Here is an 18,829-nt window from a genome sequence, read left to right on the forward strand (position 1 = left end):
GTGGATGCGAGAAGCCGTGCGGCGCCAGTCGTGACTGCGAGCCGCGATGGCGCGGGCTACGGCGAGCCTCAGGCGGTCGGAGGGCCGTCGGCCGCGATCGCGGCGACGGCGCGGGCGAGCTCATCCCCGGTGGGCAGGGAGTCGGGGCTGATGATCCAGAGAAGGCCGAGGCTCTGCACGAGCACGAACTCGAGCTTGGCGATCGCATCGAGGTCGGCCGCGTCGAGGTCGGGGCGCGCGGCGCGCAGCACCTCGACGATGCCGAGGTGCGCCTGCTCCGTGGCATCCGCCAGCGCCTGACTCGCCCCGCGATCCCGCGAGACGCGCACCGAGTTCTCCAAGCTCGCGAACAGTGCCTCGCGGTTGGCCGCGAAGATCTCGGGCATCCGGTCGAACAGGGTGGCGAACCCGTCGATGAGGGGGAGTGACGCCGTCTCGTCGACGACGGCCTCCATCGCGTCGCCGATGCCACTGCCCAGGGATTCGGTGAGCGCAGCGCTGACGAGCTCGTCCTTCGAACCGAAGTGATACCCGATGGCGGCCAGGCTGACACCCGCGGCCGCGGCGATGTCGCGGGCAGTCGCCTTGGCGACCCCGCGCTCGAGGATCACTTGTCGTGCACCGGCCAGCAGGTCTTCGCGATTGCCCATGCGTCCATCGTAGTCACGTGTCTAAGACAAGCGTGCTAGACAAACGTGCAACATCTCTGTTAGACATATGTCTCACACAAACGTCTAACGAATGGGATGCCCTCATGAACGCCTTCGACCGCACGCCGCACGTCCTCATCTCGGGCGGAGGCATCGCCGGCCTCGCCCTCGCCCTGCAGCTCGTGCGCTCGGGCATCCGCACCACAGTCGTCGAGCGCGCCGACGCACCACGTCCCGGCGGTCAGGCGGTCGACCTGCGCGGCGCGAGCCGCGAGGTGGCTGAACGCATGGGCATCATGCCCGGCATCGACATGCTGCGCGTGCACGAGGAGGGCATGTCGTACGTCGATGGCGAAGGCAAGGTCTTCGGACGCATGTCGATGGCCGACTTCGACGGCGAGGGGGCGGTGGCCGAGATCGAGATCGCCCGCGGCGACCTCGCCCAGGTGCTGCTCGACGCGCTGCGCGAGGCGGACGACGCCACGCCCGGACTGCTGGACCTGCGGTACGGCGACCGCCTCACGGTCCTCAGCCAGGACGCGACCGGTGTGGACGTCGAGTTGGAGCATGCCGGCCCGGCCCGCTTCGACGTCGTGGTGGGCGCGGACGGCGTGCACTCCGCGACCCGGCGCCTCGCCTTCGGGCCGGAGGAGCAGTTCGCCACCTACCTCGGCGGCTACGCGGCGTTCTTCACGATGCCGACACCGGCCGATCTCGAGGAGGGCTGGTTCGCGCTGCGGTTCGTGCCTGGCGCGACGTTCGGCATCCGCCCCGACCGCGACCCGTCGACGTCCAAGGCCATCCTCACGCTGCGCATGGACCGCGACACGGCGCTGCGCGGAGACCGCGCGGCTCAGGAGGCGCTGATCGACGAGCGCCTCGCCGGCGCCGGATGGCACGCGCCGACCGTGCTGGCGGCGCTGGGGGAGGCATCCGATCTCTACTTCGACGAGCTGGTGCGGATCGATGTTCCGGATGTCGCGAACGGCCGGGTCGTGCTGCTCGGCGACGCCGCGTCGTGCGGTTCGCCGATGACCGGTCAAGGCACGGCGACGGCGCTCATCGGCGCGTACCTGCTCGCCGCGCGGCTCGCTGAGACTCCGGCAGACCCCACGACGGCGCTCGGTCGCTACTCCGCCGACATCGCGCCGTTCGCCGCCGCGGGCAAGGAGATCCCGGGAGGCGGCATCAAGCGCATGGTGCCGGCCACGCGGTTCGAGGCGGCGATGTCGCGCGCGCTTACCGGCCTGATGTTCTCGCGTGTGATGCGGCCCCTCGTGCGGCGGATGTTCGCGGGCGGCACGTCCCTGTCGCTGCCGGAAGTGGCCCCGCTCACCGTGGTCTGAGGCGCCGACGAGACGAAGGATGGGATGCCGCGATGCGCGCTTCGTCTCGCTGGCGCTCGCTCAGCGACCGGGTGTGGAGGCCGGGTCCCTGGGGGAGCAGCGCGCCAGGACTGGGTCGAGAGTCCCGGTCCCTGAGCGAGGAGCGCCTGTGACGAGACGAAGGGCGGGATGCCGCGATGCGCGCTTCGTCTCGCTGGCGCTCGCTCAGCGACCGGGTGTGGAGGCCGGGTCCCTGAGGGAGGAGCGCGCCAGGACTGGGTCGGGAGTCCCGGTCCCTGAGCGAGGAGCGCCTGTGACGAGACGAAGGGCGGGTTGCCGTGATGCGCGCTTCGTCTCGCTGGCGCTCGCTCAGCGACCGGGGCGAGGTCTCAGTGCGAGGAGCGTGCCAGCGACCGGGTCCGGAGCCCGGGTCCCGGAGCGAGCAGCGCCGGCGACGAGACCAAGGGCGGTCAGACGCGGCGGCCGAGGATGAGGTCGGCGGCGACCTCGCCGATCACGATCGCGGGGGCATTGGTGTGGCCTCGGATGACGGTGGGCATGACCGAGGCATCGGCCACCCGCAGGCCCGTGACCCCGCGGACGCGGAGCTCCGGGTCGACGACGGAGGCGGCATCCGTCCCCATCCGGGCCGTGCCGACGGGGTGGTAGAGGGTGTGCGAGTAGCGGCGCAGCGACATCTCGGCGCGTTCGACGGGGGTCATGCGCTCGCCGCCGGCGGGCTGCACCCACCCCATCGGCTCCCCGCTGTCGCTCGTGGTGAGGGCGCGCAGTGCGTCGGTGTCGATGAGGCGCTCGCACTCGGCCAGTCCGGCCAGCATCGTCGCGGTGTCGATGCCGTCCGGGTCGGACAGATACGCCGGGTCGATGAGCGGCGGCGCTGCCGGATCGGCCGACGCGAGCCGGATCGTCCCGCGGCTGCGGGGACGCAGCAGGATCGCCCCCACGGTGAGCCCGTGCGACGGCGTGGGGATCAGGCCCTCACCGACGTACGGCACCGGGGCGAAGATGATCTCGATGTCGGGCAGCCCCTCGGGTGCGCCCGCGCGGTCGGCGACCTCGGTCCGCACGAACCCGTACGCCTCGGCGACGTTGGAGGTCAGCATCCCCTTCCGCGTCGCGAGGTACTTCACGAGTTCGGCCGGCCTGTCGGCGTCGTACAGCGTGCCCCCGTTCGGCGCGGCGGGTGCGAGGCCGGCCACGAGGTGGTCCTGGAGGTTGGCGCCCACGCCCGGGGCGTCGGCGACGACCGCGATGCCGTGCTCGGCGAGGTGCTCGGCCGGACCGACACCGCTCAGCATGAGCAGCTGCGGCGTGTTCACGGCGCCGCCCGACAGCACGACCTCGCGCCGCGCACGCACGTGGCGGGTGATCCCGTCGATGTCGACGTACACGCCGGTCGCGCGCGGCAGGCCCCCGCCGCCTCCGTCACGAGCGGAGGAGATGGGAGGAGCGGAGGAGGGATTCGGCGCCGCAGGCCCTCCGCCGGTCACATCTCCTCCCGCCGTCACGTCGGCGGCGTCGGCGGCCGGGGCCGCGAAGGTCACCCGGCGCACATGCGCGCCGGTCACGATGCGGAGGTTGCGGCGCCCCTTCGCGGGGCGCAGGTACGCATCGGCCGTCGAGGCTCGCGCACCGCGGTTCTCGCTCACCATCGTCTGCGAGAACCCCTGGCCCGTCGGCAGATTTGGTGCAGTGACAGGATGCCCCGCCTCCTGCGCCGCTGCGAGGAACGCCGCCGTGTGAGGCCGGGGATCCCGCTGATGCTCCACGGGCTGAGGTCCGTGGGTGCCCTGAGATCCGTCGGCGGGGTCGGCCGTGCGCTCGACACGATGGAAGTAGGGGACCAGTGCGTCCCACGACCACATCGGGCCCGCGGCATCCGCCCACTCGTCGTAGTCGGCGGCGAAGCCCCGGACCCACATCATGGCGTTGAGCGACGACGACCCGCCCAGTGTCTTGCCGCGAGGCCAGTACACCGTGCGGCCCTCGAGCTCCGGCTGGGGGACGGTGTCGTAGTTCCAGTCGTAGATGCCGCGGAACAGCTTGGAGAAGGCAGCGGGCACGTGCAGCTCGATCGCCTTGTCGGGCGCGCCCGCCTCAAGGAGCAGCACCGAGACGGCCGGATCCTCGCTCAGTCGCGCCGCGACTGCCGCGCCCGACGAGCCCGCGCCCACCACGACATAGTCGGCCTCCATGCCGTCGGCGCCGAACCCGGGGCCTCCGGCGCCGCTGGCTCCGCGGGAGCTGCCGCGGCCCGCGCGCTTCACGCCTGCATCGCCTTGGTGAGCGTCTTCACGAGCCCGGGCAGCTTGCCGTCGATGAGGTAGCGGGTGAGCCCCGCACTCACGTCGGCGCCGGTGCGCGAACTGACGAACCAGGGCGGCGTCGGCAGGATCGTGCCCTTCGACAGCCGGCGGAACCGCACCGTGTCGCCGATCGATCGCGGGAAGGGTCGGAACGGTCCGCGGCCGATGGACCGCTCGACGCGGTCGAGCAGCAGCGCGTTGTGCACGACGCCGATGCCGCTCGACACGTCGGCGAGCGTCGCGCCCGGGAACCCGCCCCACGTCAGGCGGGCGGTGAGGAAGTTGAAGGCGGTCCACGTGTTGATCGCGATGTCGCCGTAGCGCAGGTCGGCGATGGCCCGCTCGAAGCCCTCGCCGAGCGCCTCCTCGGTGACGGGGTCGATCAGCACGTTGGCACCGAGCGTCCCGGTCAGCCGGTCGTTGGCGTGCGCCACCGCCGCGTCGAGGAACTCCTGTCCGGTGCCGCCGACCTCGACCACCCCCAGGATCGGGGCGAAGTACTCGACGGTCTCGACCGAGTCGCCCCCTTCGGCGCCGCTCACCTCGACGATCGCGCGGGTGCGGTCGGCGCACCACACCGCGTCGGGATAGGCGGATGCTGCGGCCTCGAGCCGCTCGTCGCTCCGGGGATACCAGACCGGGCGTTCCGGGGCGGCGGCATAGGCGTTGTGCAGCTCGCGCAGGAAGTCGGCGCGCTGCCCCCAATCCGAGCTGATGATGACGACCTGGCCGGCGATGCAGTTGTGCCCCGCGTTCACGAGCCGCATCGTGGCGACGTGCTCGGCCTGATACTTCAGGTCCGCGGCCGACCAGTCACCGGGCACGACGATGATCGGCGAGACGCCGCCCAGCTCGGCCGTGATCGGCACCTGCAGCTTCGGCTCCCGCCCCGCGGCCGAGCCCTCACCGGGGGCTGCGCCCTCACCGGTCGCGGAGTCGTCCCCGCTCGCTGACCCTGCCGCAGCACCCCACACGATCGCGTCGAACGTGGCGGCCGATCCGGTGATGTGCACGTGCGCGATGCGCGGGTGCGACGTGAGGTACGAGCCGGTCGCGGCGCCGCCGCGCACGATGCGCACGAGGCCGGGCTCGATGAGCGGCGCCAGCGCGCGCTCGAACACGGGCACGAGCGCATCCTGCGTCGGATTGACCTTGAGCAGCGCCACGCGGTTGTGCGCGAACAGCTCGTACAGCACGTCGGCGACGGGGATCGAGGTGACGTTGCCGGCGCCGAGCACCAGGCCGACGCCGCCGGACTGCGTCGGGGTCAGCTGGGCGAGACCCGCCTCCTGGCGGGCCTGGTCGGCGGTGACGCCGGGCTCGAACCACACCTCGCCCGTGAACCCCGACAGCAGGAACTTCTCGGTGCCGTTCAGTGGGAAGGTGTGTGCGCGTCGGCGGCCGCCGGGCGCCTCGTCGATGGTGACGCCGTCGAGCGGGCTGCGGCCCGTCGCGAGCGCTCCGAGGGTCTCGCGCAGCGCATCGAGCAGTCCGATGACGGCGTACGGTCCGCCGAGCCACTCTTCTCCGGACAGCGGATGCCCCGGCTCCAGGCCCTTCGAGATCGTGGCGGCGTCGGCCCACTCCTGTGCCACCGCGCCCACGGCGTCGCGCACGCGCCCGAGCAGCCGGGCGCGCTGGTCGAGGGTGAGCGCGGTCCACACCCGCGCTCCCTCCTCGAGCCGCGTGATGGCCTCGTCGAGCGCAGCGCTCTCGTCGTCGGAGAGGCCCGGTGCGGACGTGCCGCCGGCGGACGACTCGGAGCGCTTCGCGGTGCTCGTGCGCGGCGTCCGAGGGGTGGTCGAGGAGGTGGGGGGCATGTCGTTCTCCTTCGAACTCGCGCCCGGAACTCGGGTCGGGTGAGTCCGTCACCGGGCATCCTACGTCACGCGATCCGGTCGACGGCACGGGGTGTCACGGTCGGTGCGACTCGATGTCAGCCCGGATCGATGTCGGCGCGCCGCAGCGGGTACCGCGCGAGGGTGAGCAGGCTGAGCCCGACCAGGACGGCGGGCACGACGCTGAAGCTCACGATGATGCCCGTGATCGCGGCATCCGGCTGCTCCACCACCTGACCGCCGGTCGACGAGATGTAGCCGGTCACGGCCAGGATCAGCGCCAGCGTCGTCGCGCCGAGCGCGAAGCCGACGGTCTCGCCGGCCGTCCATACGCCGCTGAACGAGCCGGCCCGGCCCGCCCCGCCCGCCGCATCGGGTGCGGTGCGCTGGTCGTGCGAGATCACGTCGGGCAGCATGGCCATGGGCAGCGACTGCATGCCCGCGTACGCGATGCCGGCGATGCCGACGGGCACGTAGATCCAGTCGCCGGGTGCCCAGAGCATGCCGAGGATCGACAGCGCCGCGGCCGCGAAGACGACGCTCGCGATGGCGAAGGTGCGCTCCTTGCCGACGCGGCGGGCGACGACGCCCCACCCGGGCGCGGCGAGCAGCGCGGGAGCGATGAGCGCGATGAACAGCAACTCGACCGCCGCCTGCGAGTGCAGCACCCACGTGGCGACGTACTGCGCGCCGGCCAGCATGAGCCCGGTCGCCAGCGCCTGCAGCACGAACGTCGACAGCAGCAGCCGGAACGGCCGGCTGCGACGCAGGGCACGGATGCCGGAGGCATAGTGCTCGCGGATCCCGCCTGTCGCCGGGCTCTCGCGCCCCTCTTCCGGTGAGGTCGCGCCAGGTGCCGGTGCGGTGCGGCGCGCGACGGCCGTAGCCACCAGCATCCCGATCCCGATCACGAGGCCGCAGACGACGCCCATCACGAGGTACTGGACGAACGGGTCGTCCGAGACGCGGCGGAGCGCCGGGCCGCCCGCGCCGAACAGCAGGATCGCGAACGTCAGCACCACGACGCGCCAGGTGAGCAGGCGCGTGCGCTCGTCGTAGCTCGGCGTCAGTTCGGCGGGAAGCGCGATGTAGGGCACTTGGAACAGGCTGAACGCCGTCGCGGTGAGGGTGAAGGCGATCAGCACCCAGATGCCCGCGGCGACAGGTCCGAGCGCCGGCGGCACCGCGAAGGTCAGCGCGAACAGCAGCGGCAGCGCGAGCGCGCCGATCAGCATCAGCCGTCGCCGGCTGCCGTGGCGCGCGAGGTCGCGGTCGGTCAACGCACCGATCACGGGGTCGATGACGACGTCCCACACCTTAGCCACCGTGATCACCGCGCCGGCCGCGAGCGCCGCGACGCCGAGCGAGTCGGTCAGGTAGTACGTGAGCACCAGTCCCGGCAGTGTCGCGAACCCGCCTGTGCCCAGCGATCCGGTCGCGTAGCGCGCGATGGTGCCGCGCGTCAGGCGCGCAGGGCGGATGCCGGTGGCTTCGGGCGCCACCGGAGCCTCATTGCTCATCGCGCCAGTGTAGGTCAGCGTGACCGCGCGGCCGCTGTTCGCCTGTGGACAGGGGTTCCCTCTGACTCCGGTCGTTGAGCGAGGGAGCGCCAGCGACCGAGACGAAACGCGTCGAGCTTCACGACTGCGCCGGGTGCGGGCGTTTCGTCTCGCTCGTTCCTCGCTCGCTCAACGACCGGAGGAAGGCTTCCGGTCGTTGAGCGAGGGAGCGCCAGCGACCGAGACGAAACGCGTCCAGCTTCACGACTGCGCCGGGTGCGGGCGCTTCGTCTCGCTCGTTCCTCGCTCGCTCAGCGACCGGCGCTGGAGGCCTCGCTCAACGACCGGACTCGGCGCGCACCGCGGCCTCGACCGCCTGGAGGCCGGCGAGCGTCTCGGCGAATGAGGTCGACAGCGGCGAGAGGCCGATCCGCAGGCCGCCGGGGTCGCGGTAGTCGGGGATGACGTCCTGCGCCCACAGCCGCGCGGTCACCGCCCGCATCGCGGGGTGCGACAGCGTCACGTGGCCACCGCGCGCGGCGCGGTCCCGCGGCGAGGCGACCACCACCCCGAGCGGTGCGAGCAGCTCATCCGCCACGCGAATCGCAAAGTCGGTCAGGGCGATCGACTTGGCACGGATCGCGGCGATCCCGACCTGCTCGATGAGGGCGAGCGTGTCCTGCATGGCCAGCATCCCAACGATCGGCGGTGTGCCCGAGAGGAACCGCCGCATGCCCTCGGCCGGACGGTACTCCGGACCCATCGCGAACACGTCGGCGGTGCCCATCCAGCCCTGGATCGGCTGGGCGAGCCGGTCTTGCAGGCGAGCCGCGACGTACGCGAAGGCGGGGGAGCCCGGTCCGCCGTTCAGGTACTTGTAGGTGCAGCCCACCGCCAGGTCGAAGTCCCACGCGTCGGCCTCGACGGGCACCGAGCCGGCCGAGTGGCAGAGGTCCCACACGACGAGCGCGCCCGCGTCGTGGGCGATGCGGGTGAGGGCAGCGGCATCCGCGAGATAGCCCGATCGGTAGGCGACGTGCGAAAGCAGCACGACCGCCGTCTCGGAGCCGACCGCCGCACGAAGCGCCTCATCCGAGACCCCGCCGGCAAGGTCCACGTCGATCCACCGCACCCGCCCGCCGCGCTCCGCGGCGATGCCGTCGACGAGGTAGCGGTCGGTGGGGAAGTTGTCGCGATCGACCACGATCTCGACGCGCGACGGGTCGGCGGCGACCGCGGCATCGAACGCCGCCCGCACCATCTTGTACAGCAGCACCGTCGTCGAGTCTCCGATCACCGTCTGGCCGGAGGCCGCACCGATGGCGGCACGACCGACGGCGTCGCCGATGTCGAAGGGCAGCTGCATCCAGGACTCGTCCCAGCCGCGGATGAGGCGCCCGCCCCACTCGCCGCGCGCGAACGCCGTCAGTCGCTCGATGCTCGCCCGCAGCGGCCGCCCGAGCGAGTTGCCGTCGAAGTACACGAGGGAGGTCTCCGCCCCGACGAACGCGTCGCGGTGGATGCGCAGCGGATCGGCCGCATCGAGGGCCGCGGCTTCGGCCCCGAGGTCGGCGTGGTCACGGGTTTGGGGCGCGTCGCGCACGGCCGGGGCGTGCGGCACGCGCCCCGAACGTTCGTCGTGCGCCCCGAACCCGGAAGAGGCCGGGCCGGACGCTGCGGCGGGGTCAGCGGTCGTCATGGATGAGCTCCTCGGTGGGCACGACGGTGGCGTCCCGCAGCCACTCGGCGACGGCGGCGGGCTCCTGCGGAGGCGGGCCGGGAACGAAGGTGCACACTCCGGGCGGCTGATCCGCGAGCGGCCAGGGATCGGTCATGGCCGCGATGAGCGCCGCGCCGCGGACGCCTGCTTCGTCGAGAGCTGCCGCCTCGTCGGGGTTGACCCCGACCCGCTGGTCGCCGTTGCCGAGGTCGGTCCCGTACAGCACACGGCCACCCGCGGCAGCGAACCCGGCGAGGTTCACGCGGGCGAACTCGGCCGCCTCCGCATCGTCGCCGTGGATGGCGAGGGTCGAGATCCACACCTGCCCCGCCTTCACGGCGTGGGCCGTGAACGCCCGCCCGACGAACCCGGTGAAGGGCGTGTGGGCGAACCCGTCGACTCCTGCGTCGAGCGCGAGCTGCGGCATCCCGTCGCCCTCCGCGTGTGCGACGACCGGCAGCCCGCGCTCGCGCGCGACCTCGACGATCGCCGCCAGTGCGGCGCTGTCGAGTACCGGCCCGGCAGTGCTGTTGAGCGACGCCTTGATGACGGATGCCCCGAACGACGCCTGCTCGTCGACCGCCGTCGCCGCGCCGCCGGGAACGCCCGGGTGGGTCGACGGGTCGCCGATCTCGCGGGCGATCTCGGGCGGCGCCCAGGCCCGGCCGACGGGATAGCCGCCGACCGCGGTGAGGAACGCACCGGCATATGCCACGCGCGGAATGCTGTCGCCGCGACGGGCCAGCGAGACCGGGTCGCCGCCGAGGTCGACGACGCCGGCGATGCCGCCCGGGGCCAGGAGGTGCTCGTCGATGAGGTGCAGATGCACGTGGTGGTCGGTGAACGGCGGCAGCGACACGCCCTGCTCGCCGGTGAGCGCTCGGCGACAGAGCGCAGCGTCGGCGCCGAGAAGCTCGCGGAGCGCGTCCGGGTCGTGCGACATCACAGCTCCGTCCGCACGGCGTACAGCTCGGGGAAGAAGGTCAGGTCGAGCGCGCGCTGAAGGAACGGCACACCGCTGGAGCCGCCCGTGCCGGTCTTGAAGCCGATGATGCGCTCCACCGTCTTGAGGTGGCGGAAGCGCCAGAGCTGGAAGTTGTCCTCTAGGTCGACCAGCTCCTCGCACGTCTCGTAGGCAGCCCAGTGGGTCTGCGGGTCGCGGTAGATCTCGGTGAACACCGGCACCAGTTCGGGCGAGTAGGTCCACGCCTTCGTCACATCGCGCTCGAGCACCTCCGCCGGGATCGGGTAGCCGGAACGGGCGAGCATCCGGAGGAACTCGTCGTACAGGCTCGGCGCCTCGAGGGTCGCCTGGATGAGCGCATGCGCGGCGGGATCCGACTCGAACACCCGGAGCATCGCGGCGTTCTTGTTGCCGAGCGTGAACTCGACGGCACGGTACTGCGCCGACTGGAACCCGCTCGCGTTGCCGAGCACGCCGCGGAACTGCCCGTACTCGGCGGGCGTCAGGGTCGCCAGCACCGACCACTGCTCGGTCAGCGTCTTCTGGATGTGCTTGACCCGTGCGATGCACTTGAGCGCGGGCGCGAGCTGGTCCTCGCGCAGGAGCCGGCAGGCGGCGCCGAGTTCGTGCAGCACGAGTTTGAGCCACAGCTCCGTGGTCTGGTGCTGCACGATGAACAGCAGCTCATCGTGGTGCTCGGGATCGCTGAGGGGCCGCTGGGCCGACAGCAGGGTGGGCAGATCCAGGTAGCCGCCGTAGCTCATGCGGTCCTGGAAATCGGTCACGACCGTTCCCTCGATCGCCCGGGTATTGCGTTCGACGCTCACGGCCTCAGCCTAATGAGGACGGATGCCGCGCCGTCAGGTGTGCGCTTCGTCTCGCTGGCGCTCGCTCAGCGACCGGGGCATGTGTCCCGGCTTCCCGGTCGTTGAGCGAGCGAGGACGCTTCGTCTCGTCGCTGCGCTCCTCGCTCAGCGACCGACTCGCGAGACGAAACGCGCGCCGCCGGGGTCAGATGAGCGAGAGCTCGCGGAGCTTCGTCTCGACGTCGGCGTTCGACGGCTCCACGTGATGGGAGGCGTCGGGGTACACGACGACGGGGATGTTGGTGCGCCCTGAGATGTCGCGGGCGACGTCGGCGGCGGAGGGGTCGGCGACGAGGTCGACGTAGGTGTACGAGATGCCGAGTTCGTCGAGCTGCTTCTTGGTGCGGATGCAGTCGCGGCACCAGTCCGCGCCGAACATGGTGATGGTCGAGGGGGAGGTCATCCTTCCATTCTCGCCCGGGAATCCTGGGCAGGCGCCGGACGCCGGCCGCTGCTGACGGCCACCCTGATGAGTCCCGCCGCGTCGGCGGGCGGCATCCTTCCCCCATCCGTTTGCCTCCCGTTCAGCGCTGCATGGCAGGATGGCGGCGATGCAGCTGTCGATCATCGTCCCGACATACAACGAGGCTCCCAACGTGGCGGAGCTCGTTCGCCGTGTCGCCGGCGCGCTCGACGCGGTGCCGGGCGGCATCGATGCGGAGATCGTCTTCGTCGATGACAGCACGGATGCCACGCCCGACGTGATCCGCGAGGTGGCGGCGTCCGCCCCGCTCCCGGTGCGGCTGCTGCACCGCGAGAAGCCTGAGGGCGGGCTCGGCGGAGCGGTGCTCGAGGGCTTCGCGATGGCCGCCGCGGACGCGTGCCTCGTCATCGACGGCGACCTGCAGCATCCGCCCGAGAAGATCCCCGAGCTGTGGCGCACCTTCTCCCGCGGTGATGTGGATGTCGTCGTCGCCTCGCGCTATGCGGGCGGTGGCACCGCCCACGGCCTCGCCGATCGCACGCGCGTGATGGTGTCGAAGGCGTCGACGGCGGTGACCCGCGCGATGTTCCCGATCCGGCTGCGCGATGTGACCGATCCGATGACCGGCTTCTTCCTCATCGATCGTCGCACCGTCGACCAGGCGCTCCTGCGGCCGCGAGGGTTCAAGATCCTGCTCGAGATCCTCGCCCGCCGGCCGATGCGCGTCGCCGAGATCCCGTTCGACTTCGCCGACCGCCACGCCGGCGAATCCAAGGCGTCGGTCCGTCAGGGCCTGCACTTCCTCACTCAGCTCACCGCGCTGCGCTTCGGCAAGATGTCGCTGTTCGCCGTGATCGGCGGTCTCGGCGCGGTCGCGAACGTCGCGATCGTGTGGGCGCTGACGCAGCTCGGTGTGGATTACATCGTCGCTGCGATCGTCGCCGCCGAGGTGACGATCATCGGGAACTTCCTGCTCCAGGAGCGCTTCGTCTTCGACGACATGCGCGACAACGCGTCAGGCGTGTGGCTGCGGTTCGCGAAGTCGTTCACCTTCAACAACGCCGAGGCGCTGGTGCGCATCCCGATCGTGGCGGTGATGGTGTCGACAGGGCATATCTCGGCCGTCGTGGCGACCGCGATCACCCTCGTGCTGGCGTTCTTCGTGCGCTTCCTGTTCCACTCGCTGGTCGTCTACGCGCCCCGCAAGCCGGGTGTCGAGCCCAGCCCCGCCCGCCGCTTCGTCGACGAGCTCGATGCGCAGGCGACCGCGCCGGGCGAGCTCTGACCCGACGACCCGTAGGAGAACGGATGCCGCGGCTCGCGGCATCCGGTCGTGCCCGTCGCTCAACCATGCGAGACGGCGACTCCCCCCGGGACCACCTCGTCATGCGCGTGCGACACGGCCATGATCTCGAGGGCGTGACGCAGCGCGGTGCTCGATGTGTGCACCGTGTACGGGAAGTAGACGACCTCGACTCCCACCTCGGCGAACTCCCGTTCCAGCTGAGCGCCCTTCTCGGTTCCGCGCCAGTCGTCGCCCTTGAAGAAGTGGGTGAAGTGCAGCTGTCGCCACGTCTCGAGCTTGTCGGGCACGTTCTCGATGTGGACGCTGTCGACGTACGTGATGCTCCGGACGATCTCGACGCGTTCGGCGGTCGGGATGATCGGATCGACCTTCTTCACGAGTCGGAGCATCTCGTCGCTGACGACACCCGCGATGAGGAAGTCGCAGTTCTCTTTGGCATGTCGAAGGATGTTGAGGTGTCCGACGTGAAAGAGGTCGAATGCCCCGGCGGCGTAGCCGATGCGTACAGCCATGATTCCCCCATGTGAATCCCAAGGCGTCCCACACACCCGGTCTGTACGCCGAACCCTACAGCAGACCTGACCGCACCGACAGGGCTGAGACTCCGCGGCGGGCGCCCGCGTGGATGTGGCGATCTCCGCCGAGGTGTGGTGCCTAGGGCGCCAGTTGGGGATCGAGCACCGCCGAGACCGCGGCAGCGAGAGCCTGATAGCCCGCCGCGTTGGGGTGCACGCCGTCCTCGGAGATGAGGTCCGGCCTGCCGAACAGCGGCTGGCCGGAGTCGAGATAGACGAGCTGATTCTCCAGCGCCGCGGCCTGGATCGCCTGCGTGAACTCACCCGCGGAGGGTGGCGGCGGATCGTCGTCGAACCAGGGGGCCATCACGAAGATCTTGGCGTCGGGGTAACGCTGGTGGAGCGCGCCGAACAGCGCATCGGCGGCAGCGGTGACATCGGCGGTCGGGAGGCCGACGTCGTTGCGCCCTCCGGAGACGACGATGTACGTCGGCGAGCCGATGATCTCGTCGATCGTCTGGCCGTATCTCCCGCAGTACGGGCGCCCGCAGCTGTTCGCGTCGGAGGTTCTGATGTAGCCCGTTCCGCCGAGGCCCAGGTTGTCGACGTCCCATCCGTGGGCCTCCCCGACCAGGGTCGGCCACCGAACCCCACCGCCTCCCGCTCCCTGCGTGTAGGAGTCGCCGATGAAGACGGCCAGTGGCATGGGCGCGGGGATCGTCGGGGTCGCAGCGTCGCCGGGAGGCGTGTACTGGGGAATCTTGCCGCGCGCAGCGCCTCCACTGCTCAAGAAGGCGGTGATCGCGATGACGGCGACGACCACGAGCGTGAGCGCCCACAGCGGCATTCCGCCGACATCTCTACGGAGCATTCGCATGGCTGTCCCCCGGAGACAGACCCGGCCTGGTTCGGGTACCGGCCGACGAGGAGATCCTACCGAAAATCGGTAACGATCTCGCGGCAGAAGCCGTGTCGCCGTCGCGCTCGTTTCTGAGAATCGCCTAATATACGCGCTCTCGATTAGGAGCGGCCCGCGCCGCACGGCTAACGTGACGTATTCGTCTGGGGGATCGCGCCGCGATGGGGGTCGTAGCGCAGCCCACCCCGATCAACCACGAAGGACACGAGTCACCCGTGACATATCCCGTTACTCAGAACCTCCGAACATCCCCACGCCACCGCCTCAGAAACCGGCCCGCAACGGCCGAGCCTCGCGGCCTCGCGCGCCGCGTGAAGGCACTCGGCGGCTTCATCGTCGCCGCGATGGTGGCGGGCGCCATCATCCCGCTCACCACGGGCGCCGACGCCGCCAACGCCGCTGATCAGGTCGTGCTCACCGCCACCGACACGGCCTGGACGACGGCACGTCAGCCGACCGTGCCGCAGTCCGGTCTGCTGAGCGCGACCGCGACCTCCGACCGCAGCTACCTCAAGTTCGACGGCGACGCGCTCGCCGGACGCCAGGTGACGGCCGCGACGCTCGTGGTCAAGGTGAACAGCACCACGGCCACCGCCCCGGGACTCGTCGCGTACCCCACGTCCGCCTCGTGGAAGTCCACCTCGCTGACGCACGACAATCAGCCGGGCACGACCGGATCCGCGGTGTCGCAGCCCAGTGCGACTGCGGTGAAGGGGCAGACGCTCCGCATCCCGCTCGACGTCCGCTCCGTCGCGACCACCGGTGACTTCGCCCTGGCACTGAACTACAGCCAGCGGTACATTCAGCTTCGGATGGAGCGCTTCAACGCCGATGTCCCCCGCATCGAGGTGAGCACGGCGCCGGTGTCCACGACGCCCACGCCGGCGCCTGCTCCGACGACTCCTGCGGAGACCCCCGCCGACGGCCCGCTCGTCTTCGCGCACTACTTCGTGCCGTATCCGCTGTCGATCGACAACAAGACCGAGTCGACCGACTACTACACCCGCAACTACCTCAGCCCGGATGGTGAAGGCGGCAAGTTCGCATCCGTCGGCGGCCTCCTGCGTGACCGACCGATCTCACCCGGAGTGTCGACCTCGACGACCTGGCGAGTGGACAACTTCGCCGCTGAGGTCCGGCAGGCCAAGTCCGCGGGCATCGACGGCTTCACGCTCAACCTGATGAGCGCGAGCGGACAGAACTGGGATGCCTCCGTCAACATGATGAAGGCAGCCGCGCAGGTCGGCGGGTTCGCCGTCGTGCCCATGGTCGACGGTTCCTCCAGCTTCTCTTCCAACACTCCCGACACGGCCGCCTCACTGCTCAGCCAGCTCTACAAGTCGGGCTCCGCCTACAAGGAGGACGGCGAGTACGTCCTGTCCAGCTTCAAGGCGGAAGGCGCATCGGTCTCGTGGTGGACCCAGGTCATCAACCTGCTGGAGACCAAGTACGGGCTCCCCATCACGTTCCAGGCCGTGTTCAACAACGCCAGCGACGCCAACTTCAAGGCCTACGCTCCCATCGCCGACGGCTTCGGCAACTGGGGTACGCGCACGGAGCGCACGACGCTGAACAGCGCGGACAACGCGGCACGTGCCCACGCCCTCGGTAAGACGTGGATGGCGCCGGTCGCGGTGCAGGACGTCCGGTTCAACTCGCAGTCATGGGCTGAGGCGAACAACACCGCCTCCGTGCGGGCGCAATGGACCAGGGCCATCTCCCAGAAGGCCGACTACGTCCAGCTCGTGACCTGGAACGACTACAGCGAGTCGACCCAGATCGCGCCGTCCCAGGACCACGGCTCGGCATTCCTGGATCTGACGCGGTACTACACCTCGTGGTTCCACACCGGCTCACAGCCGGCGATCACGTCGGATGCCATCGTGCTCACCCACCGCACGCAGTTCGTGGATGCGAAGCCGTCGTACTCCCAGTCGCTCATGGGCGCCCCTGCGCTCGACGGCACCTCGACGCCTGCTCGCGACATGGTGGAAGCCCTCGTGTGGCTACCCTCCGCGGCGACGGTGCAGATCACCGTCGGCGGCACGACCACGAGCTTCTCGGCGCCCGCGGGAGTCTCCGCGTACACGGTGCCGCTGAAGCTGGGAGCGGTGTCGGCGAAGATCGTCCGGTCGGGTGCGACGGCGGAGTCCGTCACCTCCCCGTACCAGGTCGTGTCGACGCCGTACGTGCAGGACCTGCAGTACTACGCGGTCAGCAGCTGGTAAGACCGGCGGTTCATCGCTGGACGAGGTGCTCGAGGATCTCCTCGAGCACCTCGTCCATCTTTCCCGCGCTCCTCGCATAGACCCGGCGGGAACGCTTCCACGGGTCCTCGATGTCGTCATGCTCCGTCGAGGCGCCCGCCAGACCACGTGCCTGCTGGGCGAGGGCCACCAAAGCGGCCAGGTCCGCATGACCGCTCCTCGATGCGGGGCGGTACCGCAGCAGTCGGGCGAACTGCAGGACGGTGAACGTCCGCGTCGCCACGGACGGCATCTGGCGGACGATGAGTCCTCGGTGCTCGCGTGAAGCGGTGAGCACGACGTCGGCCCGAGCCACCATCCCGTCCGTCAGCGCCCGCGCCCGGAACTCCGATGCGTCGATTCCCCTGGTCTGGAGGCGCTTGAGCAAGTAGCCGCTCATGGGGTGGCCCATGAGCGGCGCGACACCCGCCGACGTCAGTCGGACGACCGGCCCACCGGCGGACTCCAGGGCTGCTCGCAGCCCCCACTCGAGGTACGGAGACCGGCAGACGTTTCCCGTGCAGACGAAGAGGATCGAACCCTGCCCGTCGCTCATGGCATCAGGTCTCGCGCTGCGACTCGACCGCGCTCAGCGGCGGGAAGTGGGCAGGCGACGCCGAGCGGCGCCTTCCCGCCCTCTGGTCGGACCCTTCGCCCGCGGGCCAGTCGCCCGGGACGGCCGGCTCGTGCTCGCCCGGACGCGAATCACCCGGCACATGCGGTGGGGCTGTCGTCGTGCCGACGGCGGGGCCGTCGTCAGCAGCGCCGGCACCGGCGCCGGCGCCGGCACCGGCATCAGGCGCCGCGTCCGACGGTTCGTCTGCGGCGTCGTCCTCGGTCGGGCGCGTCGGCGCCTTGGCCGGTGCGTAGTCGTAGCGGGCGTCCTCCCGCGAGCGGGACATGTTGAACACCGCTCCCTCGACCGACGTCCCCAGCGAGGTCAGGCGGTCCAGCGCCCGACGCAGCTCCCGCACGCGAAGCACGCGGGCGCCGATGACCAGGATGACGCCACCGAGCAGGCGCGCCACCACGGCACCGTCCGGCACGGGATTGATAGGGGGGCAGTCGATGATGGTCACGTCGAAGCGTTCGCGCAGCCGCTGCAGTGCCGCGCTCGCCGCGGTCGACTCGAGCAGTTCGCTCGGGTTGGGCGGCCGCGAACCGGCGAGGAGGACCTTGAGATCGTCGGGACCCCAGCTCACGATCGCATCCTCCAGCGCGATGTCTCCGGTGAGCACGTCGGTGAACCCGGAGTACTCCGGAAGATCGAGCAGGCCGCCCAGCGTCGGTCGTCGCAGGTCGGCCTCCACGAGGCAGACCGCGAGACCCGATGCGGCGAGCGCGGCGGCGATGTTGGCCGCCGTCGCGCTCTTGCCTTCGCCGGGGCGGGACGACGTGATCGAGAAGACCTTGTGGACCTCCCCAGGCTGGAGGAAGCGAAGATTGGCGCGGAGCTGCCGATACTCCTCGCCGCGCCGGGACCCGGCCTTGATGACGGCGATGGGATCCCGCTGCGCGCGGCGGTCGAACGAGATGACCCCCAGCACCGGCAGCCCGGTGAGTTCGGTGACCTGCTCCTTGTCGCGGACGCGGGCGTCGACGACGCCCCGGAGCACGACGAAGACCGTCGCGGCGACGAGGCCGGCCAGGAGGCCCGTGAGCAGCAGGAGGGGGACATTGGGCGACGACGGCGCCGTCGGAGGCTTCGCCGACTCGATCACCTGCAGCCGGACGGGCGACTGGCCGTCCACCCGCGGCGTGAGTGACGGGACGACCTCTGCGAGGAACTTCGACACCGAGTTGGCGATGGCGGCCGCACGAGCGGGGGACTCGTCCGTCGCCGAGATGGTGATGACACTCGTGTTCAAGGGCACCGATGTGGATACCTGGCGGCGCAGCTGCGAGATCGTCACGTCGAGGTCGAGGGACTCGATCACCGGGGCGAGCACCACCTCGCGGGTTGCGACCGCGCTGAAATTCCGAGCCTGCAGCTGCGAGAAGTTCGACGATTGCGCGAGCTCTCCGGTGCTGGCGCCACCGGTGACGGTGACGAACACGTCCGCGCTCGCGGTGTATTCGCGAGGGGTGGACACGACGAGCAACCAGCCTGCGAGCACGCCGAGCAGGATGCACGATACGACGACCGCCCAGTGATGGCGGATGAGCCGCAGCAGACTTCTGGTTTCCATACCCTCGTCCGATCACGCCGAGGGGTAGAACGAACCGAAAT

The 18,829-nt window shown here is 70.6% G+C and carries 15 protein-coding genes; 3 read left to right on the top strand and 12 right to left on the bottom strand.

All coding sequences use genetic code 11. The features are described from left to right. Nucleotides 1–68: 68 nt before the first annotated feature. Complete coding sequence (locus ACI3KY_RS06635; protein ID WP_404929394.1) at nucleotides 69–650, bottom strand: TetR family transcriptional regulator; 582 nt, start codon at nucleotides 648–650, stop codon at nucleotides 69–71. Between the two features lie 104 nt (nucleotides 651–754). On the opposite strand from ACI3KY_RS06635, the gene ACI3KY_RS06640 reads away from it, so the two are divergent. Continuing rightward, a complete protein-coding gene (locus tag ACI3KY_RS06640) occupies nucleotides 755–1,996 on the top strand; it encodes an FAD-dependent monooxygenase (RefSeq protein ID WP_404929395.1) in 1,242 nt (413 codons plus the stop codon). 449 nt (nucleotides 1,997–2,445) lie between these two features. Here the strand turns inward: ACI3KY_RS06640 and ACI3KY_RS06645 are convergent, their stop codons facing one another. From ACI3KY_RS06645 to ACI3KY_RS06675, 7 genes are all read right to left on the bottom strand, one after another. Continuing rightward, nucleotides 2,446–4,191 carry a GMC family oxidoreductase gene (locus ACI3KY_RS06645; RefSeq protein ID WP_404929441.1) on the bottom strand — a complete coding sequence of 582 codons (1,746 nt, stop codon included), beginning with the start codon at nucleotides 4,189–4,191 and terminating at the stop codon, nucleotides 2,446–2,448. Nucleotides 4,192–4,259: 68 nt separating this feature from the next. Then, nucleotides 4,260–6,122, bottom strand: coding sequence for an aldehyde dehydrogenase family protein (locus tag ACI3KY_RS06650; RefSeq protein WP_404929396.1), 1,863 nt, complete (start codon nucleotides 6,120–6,122; stop codon nucleotides 4,260–4,262). A gap of 116 nt (nucleotides 6,123–6,238) precedes the next feature. Next, nucleotides 6,239–7,660 carry an MFS transporter gene (locus tag ACI3KY_RS06655; RefSeq protein WP_404929397.1) on the bottom strand — a complete coding sequence of 474 codons (1,422 nt, stop codon included), beginning with the start codon at nucleotides 7,658–7,660 and terminating at the stop codon, nucleotides 6,239–6,241. A gap of 316 nt (nucleotides 7,661–7,976) precedes the next feature. After that, complete coding sequence (locus ACI3KY_RS06660) at nucleotides 7,977–9,338, bottom strand: kynureninase (protein WP_404929398.1); 1,362 nt, start codon at nucleotides 9,336–9,338, stop codon at nucleotides 7,977–7,979. Further along, entirely contained in the window at nucleotides 9,325–10,302 is a 978-nt protein-coding gene (locus tag ACI3KY_RS06665; RefSeq protein WP_404929399.1) for a hypothetical protein, read from the bottom strand. The genes ACI3KY_RS06660 and ACI3KY_RS06665 overlap by 14 nt, the downstream gene beginning before the upstream one ends. Continuing rightward, the gene (gene kynA, locus ACI3KY_RS06670; RefSeq protein WP_404929400.1) at nucleotides 10,302–11,150 is read right to left on the bottom strand and encodes a tryptophan 2,3-dioxygenase; all 849 of its coding nucleotides are present in this window, start codon (nucleotides 11,148–11,150) and stop codon (nucleotides 10,302–10,304) included. Before kynA ends, ACI3KY_RS06665 begins: the two co-directional genes overlap by 1 nt. Before the next feature lie 184 nt (nucleotides 11,151–11,334). Continuing rightward, complete coding sequence (locus tag ACI3KY_RS06675) at nucleotides 11,335–11,592, bottom strand: glutaredoxin domain-containing protein (protein ID WP_404929401.1); 258 nt, start codon at nucleotides 11,590–11,592, stop codon at nucleotides 11,335–11,337. A gap of 148 nt (nucleotides 11,593–11,740) precedes the next feature. Here ACI3KY_RS06675 and ACI3KY_RS06680 point away from each other — a divergent pair, with 148 nt between their 5' ends. Next, the gene (locus ACI3KY_RS06680) at nucleotides 11,741–12,898 is read left to right on the top strand and encodes a glycosyltransferase (protein ID WP_404929402.1); all 1,158 of its coding nucleotides are present in this window, start codon (nucleotides 11,741–11,743) and stop codon (nucleotides 12,896–12,898) included. Between the two features lie 59 nt (nucleotides 12,899–12,957). Here ACI3KY_RS06680 and ACI3KY_RS06685 read toward each other — a convergent pair whose 3' ends face one another. Beyond that, nucleotides 12,958–13,431: an adenylyltransferase/cytidyltransferase family protein gene (locus ACI3KY_RS06685; RefSeq protein ID WP_404929403.1), complete on the bottom strand. Its 474-nt coding sequence runs from the start codon at nucleotides 13,429–13,431 to the stop codon at nucleotides 12,958–12,960. A 142-nt stretch (nucleotides 13,432–13,573) separates the two neighbouring features. Further along, the gene (locus ACI3KY_RS06690) at nucleotides 13,574–14,305 is read right to left on the bottom strand and encodes an SGNH/GDSL hydrolase family protein (RefSeq protein ID WP_404929404.1); all 732 of its coding nucleotides are present in this window, start codon (nucleotides 14,303–14,305) and stop codon (nucleotides 13,574–13,576) included. A gap of 359 nt (nucleotides 14,306–14,664) precedes the next feature. On the opposite strand from ACI3KY_RS06690, the gene ACI3KY_RS06695 reads away from it, so the two are divergent. Continuing rightward, complete coding sequence (locus ACI3KY_RS06695) at nucleotides 14,665–16,581, top strand: endo-1,3-alpha-glucanase family glycosylhydrolase (RefSeq protein ID WP_404929405.1); 1,917 nt, start codon at nucleotides 14,665–14,667, stop codon at nucleotides 16,579–16,581. A 10-nt stretch (nucleotides 16,582–16,591) separates the two neighbouring features. Here the strand turns inward: ACI3KY_RS06695 and ACI3KY_RS06700 are convergent, their stop codons facing one another. Then, nucleotides 16,592–17,155 carry a hypothetical protein gene (locus ACI3KY_RS06700; protein WP_404929406.1) on the bottom strand — a complete coding sequence of 188 codons (564 nt, stop codon included), beginning with the start codon at nucleotides 17,153–17,155 and terminating at the stop codon, nucleotides 16,592–16,594. 4 nt (nucleotides 17,156–17,159) lie between these two features. Further along, nucleotides 17,160–18,788: a polysaccharide biosynthesis tyrosine autokinase gene (locus tag ACI3KY_RS06705; protein ID WP_404929407.1), complete on the bottom strand. Its 1,629-nt coding sequence runs from the start codon at nucleotides 18,786–18,788 to the stop codon at nucleotides 17,160–17,162. Nucleotides 18,789–18,829: the final 41 nt, after the last annotated feature.

It is taken from the genome of Microbacterium sp. ZW T2_14 (assembly GCF_044987405.1).
Taxonomy (GTDB): Bacteria; Actinomycetota; Actinomycetes; order Actinomycetales; family Microbacteriaceae; genus Microbacterium.

What these genes read in the sequence shown, in the direction of transcription:
- ACI3KY_RS06635 (WP_404929394.1), bottom strand. Translation starts at nt 650, where the DNA reads ATGGGCAATCGCGAAGACCTGCTGGCCGGTGCACGACAAGTGATCCTC.
- ACI3KY_RS06640 (WP_404929395.1), top strand. Translation starts at nt 755, where the DNA reads ATGAACGCCTTCGACCGCACGCCGCACGTCCTCATCTCGGGCGGAGGC.
- ACI3KY_RS06645 (WP_404929441.1), bottom strand. Translation starts at nt 4,191, where the DNA reads ATGGAGGCCGACTATGTCGTGGTGGGCGCGGGCTCGTCGGGCGCGGCA.
- ACI3KY_RS06650 (WP_404929396.1), bottom strand. Translation starts at nt 6,122, where the DNA reads ATGCCCCCCACCTCCTCGACCACCCCTCGGACGCCGCGCACGAGCACC.
- ACI3KY_RS06655 (WP_404929397.1), bottom strand. Translation starts at nt 7,660, where the DNA reads ATGAGCAATGAGGCTCCGGTGGCGCCCGAAGCCACCGGCATCCGCCCT.
- ACI3KY_RS06660 (WP_404929398.1), bottom strand. Translation starts at nt 9,338, where the DNA reads ATGACGACCGCTGACCCCGCCGCAGCGTCCGGCCCGGCCTCTTCCGGG.
- ACI3KY_RS06665 (WP_404929399.1), bottom strand. Translation starts at nt 10,302, where the DNA reads ATGTCGCACGACCCGGACGCGCTCCGCGAGCTTCTCGGCGCCGACGCT.
- ACI3KY_RS06675 (WP_404929401.1), bottom strand. Translation starts at nt 11,592, where the DNA reads ATGACCTCCCCCTCGACCATCACCATGTTCGGCGCGGACTGGTGCCGC.
- ACI3KY_RS06680 (WP_404929402.1), top strand. Translation starts at nt 11,741, where the DNA reads ATGCAGCTGTCGATCATCGTCCCGACATACAACGAGGCTCCCAACGTG.
- ACI3KY_RS06685 (WP_404929403.1), bottom strand. Translation starts at nt 13,431, where the DNA reads ATGGCTGTACGCATCGGCTACGCCGCCGGGGCATTCGACCTCTTTCAC.
- ACI3KY_RS06690 (WP_404929404.1), bottom strand. Translation starts at nt 14,305, where the DNA reads ATGCTCCGTAGAGATGTCGGCGGAATGCCGCTGTGGGCGCTCACGCTC.
- ACI3KY_RS06700 (WP_404929406.1), bottom strand. Translation starts at nt 17,155, where the DNA reads ATGAGCGACGGGCAGGGTTCGATCCTCTTCGTCTGCACGGGAAACGTC.
- ACI3KY_RS06705 (WP_404929407.1), bottom strand. Translation starts at nt 18,788, where the DNA reads ATGGAAACCAGAAGTCTGCTGCGGCTCATCCGCCATCACTGGGCGGTC.